Raw genomic sequence first — 5,424 nt, forward strand, 5'->3', positions numbered from 1 at the left:
CACGGCCGTGCGCCGCACGTCTGCTCCGGTCATCGCGTACTCGGCGATGTGTCCGACGCCGCCGAGGCGGATGGTGACAGCCCGGGCGAGCCACTCCATCTGGCGGTCGTCGTCGCCGGTGTCGATGGGTCCCGCCGGGAAGGACACCGTCGACGAGCAGCATTCCGCCGCACGCGAGGCGGGACCCTGGGCGTACGAGTGATCGGTGTGGCGCGTGAAGGGGACTCCCGCGAGTTCCGCGAACGCGAGCAGCCACTCCATCCCCGAGCGGTTGGCGTCGACGTACGCGCGGACGAGCGCTGCCGGGTGGTGCCGTCGGATGGTCGCGAGCTGTGCGCCCTGCAAGAGGGAGAGCTTTCCAGTGTTCGCGCCCGTCGCGAGCTGGGCGATGCCGCCCGCGTCGATCACCGCGACATCGAGGCCGGCCCTGGTGAGCATCACCGCCGTCGAGAGGCCGGTGATCCCGGCGCCCACGATCACGACGTCGTGCAGGGCTCCGGGCTCGAAGGGCGATCCGGCGGGCAGTGTCCGGTCGAGCTTCCACAGGGGATTCATGTCGTCAGTCAACGCTGTTCGCGATCCGGTATCCACCGCCTTGACATCCGAACGGCGCACTGCCAGTCGGGGACTACAGTGGCGGACGTGAACTTCCGCCGCATCCTCCTCGTCGCCTCCGGCGGCACGATGGGTACGGCGGCGCGGCTCGGCCTGGGGCTCGTGCTCCCGGACACCGGGGGATTCCCCGTCGCGGTGCTCATCGCGAACGTGGTCGGGGCGCTGCTGATCGGCGTGCTGGCCGCGCGTCTTCCGGCATCGGCCGACCTGCGGCTGATGCTCGGAACCGGCGTGCTCGGAGGCTTCACGACGTACAGCGCCTTCATGACGGGCACGCTCGACCTGTGGACGAGCGCGCCGATCCTCGCCATCGTCTACGCCGTGGGCACTCTCGTGCTCGGTCTCGGTGCGGCGGCACTGGGGCTGCATCTCGGTCGCCCCCGCACCGGGAGGACATCGTGAGTCCGCTGCTGTTCCTCGGTGCCGCGCTCGCCGGAGGGATCGGCGCGGTGCTGCGCTATCTCGTCGACCTCGGGGTCGCTCGTCTGGCCGGACGCCGCTTCCCCTGGGGCATCCTGCTGGTGAACATCTCGGGATCGTTCGCGCTCGGTCTCGTGACCGCCGCGCTGCCGGATGCCGCCTTCCTCCTCGGGGCGGGGCTGCTCGGCGGCTACACGACGTTCAGCACGGCGATGCTCGACACGGTCGCTCTGTGGCGTGACGGCGAACGCCGGGCATCCGCGTTCAATGCGATCGGGATGCTGCTGCTCGGCGTGCTCGCGGCCGGCCTCGGCCTGGCTCTCGGCTCCCTCTTCTGATCCGGGGATGCGGTCACAACATGCGGCACATGCCCGTGATCACGCTCATGCGCGGGCTGATCCAGAGCGGCCGCATCGGCCAGGTCAAGGCCGTGTGGGTGCGGCGCTTCGTCGGCCACGGCGGCGACTTCTACTTCAAGGACTGGCACGCCGACCGCCGCCGCACCACCGGACTGCTGTTGCAGAAGGGTGCGCACGACATCGACATCATCCACTGGCTCGCCGGCGCCTACAGCGAGCGGGTCTCCGCGATGGGGGCGCTGAGCGTCTACGGTGACATCACCGACCGCCGCGACAGGGCGGGGGAGCGGATGCCGGACTGGTTCAGCATGGACAACTGGCCGCCCACCGCGCTCACGGGACTCCACCCCGTGGTCGACGTCGAAGACATCTCGATGGTGAACATGCAGCTGGAGGGCGGCATCTTCGCGTCGTACCAGCAGTGCCACTTCACCCCCGACTACTGGCGCAACTACACCGTGATCGGCACCGAGGGGCGCATCGAGAACTTCGGCGATGTGGCCGGCAGCGAGGTCAAGCTGTGGAATCGGCGGCATGCCGGCGCGGCCGACGCCGACGAGACCTTCATCGTCCCCGAGGTGCCGGATGCGGGTCACGACGGCGCCGACGCGCTGCTCGTCGCCGAGTTCCTGCGGTTCGTCCGCCACGGGGGTCTGACCGAGACCTCTCCCGTCGCCGCGCGCGAGGCAGTGGCCGCGGGCATCCTCGCCACCGCGTCGTTGCGAGGTGACGGCTCGGCGATCGAGATCCCGCCGCTGGATCCCGAGCTCGTCGCCTACTTCGAGCGGGGCCAGGTCGAGGCCGCTCTGGTCTGAGGCAACTGTCTTCGAATCGCGCGACCGGCTGCACCAGCGGCCCGGATGGAACCCATCGCGCGATTCGAAGGGACCGCTCCCAGCATCCTCACAATCCGAAAATGTACAAACGTACATGTACGGATGTCCAAGGGGGCGGGATGAAGCATGGTGCGCGTCGTCGACGTGACCCTGAAGCGCGCCGTCTCGAGATCGTCACCGCTGCCGCAGAGCTCATCGTCGAGGTGGGCGCAGAGGCCGTAACGCACCGCATGGTCGCCGCGCGCGCCGGGGTGCCCCTCGGGGCGACGACCCAGTACTTCGACACCCTCGACGACCTCCGGTCCGCGGCCTTCCGCGCGCTCGCCGAAGAGGTCGACGCGCGTCTCGACGGTGTCCGTCAGACTCTCGCCGAGCGCGGCGACAGCCCCGAGGTGATCGCCGCTCTCGTGTTCGAGAGCATGGACGACCACCACGCCGTCCAGGCCGACCGCGCCGTGGTCACGGCAGCCGTGCACGACCCTCGCCTTCGTGAACTCGCGCGACACCTGTCGAACCGCCTCGTCGAACTGCTCGCGCCGACCTACGGTGAAGAACGCGCCAGAGCGGCGATGATCTTCATCGACGGCGTCATGTGGAGCATGCAGATCCGCGACGATCGCCTCGCCCAGTCCTTCATCGAGTCCGCACTGGCGCGGATCCTCGGAGACGCCGTCTCCACCCCTTCCGCAGCGACAGCCACCCCCTGACACCGAGGAAACCGCCTTGTCGAAACTCGCCATCCTGAGCCTGAAGAACCGCGCGCTCATCGCCCTCATCACCATCGTCGCGGCGGTGTTCGGCGGTCTCGCGCTCACGAACCTCAAGCAGGAGCTCATCCCCTCGCTCGAGCTGCCGGCGCTCGTGGTCATGACGACCTACACCGGCGCATCGCCCGAGGTGGTGGAGAACGACGTGTCCACGCCGGTCGAAGCGGCGATCCAGGGCGTGCCCGGTCTGGAATCGACCACGGCGACCAGCACCACCAACGCGTCGATCGTGCAGGCGATGTTCGCCTACGGCACGAACCTCGCCACGGCCGAGCAGAAGATCCAGCAGGCGATCAACCGCATCTCCTCGCAGCTGCCGGAGGATGTGAGCCCCCAGGTGCTCTCGGTCTCGATCGACGACTTCCCGGTGATCCAGGTCGCCGTCACGGGTTTCGAGGATGCCGAGAACGCCCAGGCCGAGCTCGAGTCCGTCGCGATCCCCGAACTCGAAGACGTCGACGGCGTCAACGCCGCAGAGATCGTCGGCGGGGTCGGGCAGCGCATCAGCATCACCCCCGACGTCGCGCAGCTCGCCGCCGTCGGCACGAGCACCACGGCGATCAGCGATGCCCTGAAGCAGAACGGCACGCTGTTCCCCGGCGGTGACATCACCGAGAACGGGCAGACGCTCACCGTCCAGACCGGGGCGAAGATCACCTCGGTCGAGGAGATCGCCGCGCTTCCGCTGGTCGGCACCGATGCCACCATCGGCGATGTGGCGTCGGTCGTGCAGGAGTCCGACCCCGTCACCTCCATCTCGCGCGTGGACGGCAAGGACGCGCTCTCGATCTCGATCACCAAACTCCCCGCGGCGAACACGGTCGAGGTGTCCAACGGCGTGATCGCCGCGCTCGACACGATCGGCGAGGCCTTCCCCGACGCCCAGTTCACGGTGATCTTCGACCAGGCGCCGTTCATCGTGCAGTCGATCGAGACGCTCGCCACCGAGGGTCTTCTCGGCCTGGTCTTCGCTGTGCTCGTGATCCTCGTGTTCCTGCTGTCGGTCCGGTCGACGCTCGTCACCGCGATCTCGATCCCGACCAGCGTGCTCATCACGTTCATCGGGTTGCAGGCGTTCGGCTACTCGCTGAACGTGCTCACGCTCGGCGCGCTCACGATCGCGATCGGTCGAGTGGTCGACGACTCCATCGTCGTGATCGAGAACATCAAACGCCACTACGTCGGCGATGCCGACAAGGGCGATGCGATCCGTCTCGCGGTGCGCGAGGTCGCCATGGCGATCACCGCATCCACCATCACGACGGTCGCGGTGTTCCTGCCGATCGTCTTCGTCGGCGACATGGTCGGCGAGCTGTTCCGTCCGTTCGCGATGACCGTGACGATCGCGATGGTCGCGTCGCTCCTGGTCGCACTCACGATCGTGCCGGTCCTCGCATACTGGTTCCTCAAGCCCGGCAAGCCGCTGCTCGACGAGCACGGCGACGCGATCGACCCCGAGCACCCCGACGCCCCGCCGACCTGGCTGCAGCGGCAGTACCGCCCGATCCTGGGTTGGACGCTGAAGCACTCCGGCATCACCGTGATCCTCGCGGTCGTCGTGCTCGGCGCCACCCTGGCCGCTGCGCCGCTGATGAAGGTCAACTTCCTCGGCGACTCCGGTCAGAACACCATGACCATCACGCAGGACCTCGGCCCGTCGGCGAGCCTGCAGGCGAAGTCGGATGCCGCGGTCGCGGTCGAGGATGCCCTCCTCGACATCGACGGCATCGAGCATGTGCAGGCCTCGATCGGCACCAGCGGCTCGGCGCTCAGCGATGCCTTCTCCGGCGGTGCGGGCGTCACCTACTCGGTGCTGACCGACTCGGATGCCGACCAGGAGAAGCTCCGCGCCGACGTGCAGGATGCGATCGACGGACTCGGCGACGACGTGGGCGACGTGGCCGTCTCGGCATCGGCCGGCTTCGGATCGAGCGATATCGAGATAACGGTCAGCGCCTCGAACTCCGACGACCTCCAGACCGCGACGACCACGCTGGTCGAAGAGCTCGACGGGCGCGACGGCGTCGGCCAGGTGAGCGACAACCTCGCCGCGTCGCTGCCGTACATCGCCGTCGTGGTCAACCGGGAGGCCGCCGCACAGCGCGGACTCTCCGAGGTCGCCGTCGGAGGCATCGTGTCGGGCACCATGCGCCCGCAGCAGGCGGGATCCGTCGAGATCGACGACACCGCCCTCACGGTCTACATCGTCACCCCGAACCCGCCGACCACGGTCGAGGCGCTCAGGACGCTCGCGATCCCGACCCCCGCCGGCATCGTGTAGCTGCAGGACATCGCCACCGTCGAGCAGCAGGTCATTCTTCTGACAGCAGGCATAACTGAGATCAAGGAAGAACGCGAAAATCAGAGCTTCTTCGAGCTCTTCGACATTCCCGGTAGCGAACGAGTGATGTTCGTGCGATACGAGGT

The 5,424-nt window shown here is 68.1% G+C and carries 4 protein-coding genes and 2 pseudogenes; 5 read left to right on the forward strand and 1 reads right to left on the reverse strand.

Going from position 1 to position 5,424, the window contains the following annotated elements:
- On the reverse strand, window positions 1–555 hold a 555-nt coding region (locus tag KZA10_RS07240), incomplete at its 3' end, for an FAD-dependent oxidoreductase (RefSeq protein ID WP_256934526.1).
- A gap of 87 nt (window positions 556–642) precedes the next feature.
- On the opposite strand from KZA10_RS07240, the gene KZA10_RS07245 reads away from it, so the two are divergent.
- From KZA10_RS07245 to KZA10_RS07265, 5 genes and pseudogenes are all read left to right on the forward strand, one after another.
- Entirely contained in the window at window positions 643–1,017 is a 375-nt protein-coding gene (locus KZA10_RS07245) for a CrcB family protein (protein WP_258185807.1), read from the forward strand.
- The gene (locus KZA10_RS07250) at window positions 1,014–1,373 is read left to right on the forward strand and encodes a CrcB family protein (RefSeq protein WP_055876617.1); all 360 of its coding nucleotides are present in this window, start codon (window positions 1,014–1,016) and stop codon (window positions 1,371–1,373) included. Before KZA10_RS07245 ends, KZA10_RS07250 begins: the two co-directional genes overlap by 4 nt.
- A gap of 11 nt (window positions 1,374–1,384) precedes the next feature.
- A pseudogene (locus tag KZA10_RS07255) lies at window positions 1,385–2,209 on the forward strand (Gfo/Idh/MocA family protein); the annotation flags it as partial.
- A 140-nt stretch (window positions 2,210–2,349) separates the two neighbouring features.
- Window positions 2,350–2,937, forward strand: a complete 588-nt coding sequence (locus KZA10_RS07260) for a TetR/AcrR family transcriptional regulator (protein WP_055869476.1) — start codon at window positions 2,350–2,352, stop codon at window positions 2,935–2,937.
- 16 nt (window positions 2,938–2,953) lie between these two features.
- A pseudogene (locus KZA10_RS07265) lies at window positions 2,954–5,275 on the forward strand (efflux RND transporter permease subunit); the annotation flags it as partial.
- Between the last annotated feature and the right edge of the window lie 149 nt (window positions 5,276–5,424).

This window comes from Microbacterium sp. BF1 (assembly GCF_019279095.1).
GTDB classification, from domain to species: Bacteria; Actinomycetota; Actinomycetes; order Actinomycetales; family Microbacteriaceae; genus Microbacterium; species Microbacterium maritypicum.

Excerpts from the sequence above, each read along its gene's own strand:
- KZA10_RS07260 (WP_055869476.1), top strand. The coding sequence starts at position 2,350 with ATGAAGCATGGTGCGCGTCGTCGACGTGACCCTGAAGCGCGCCGTCTC.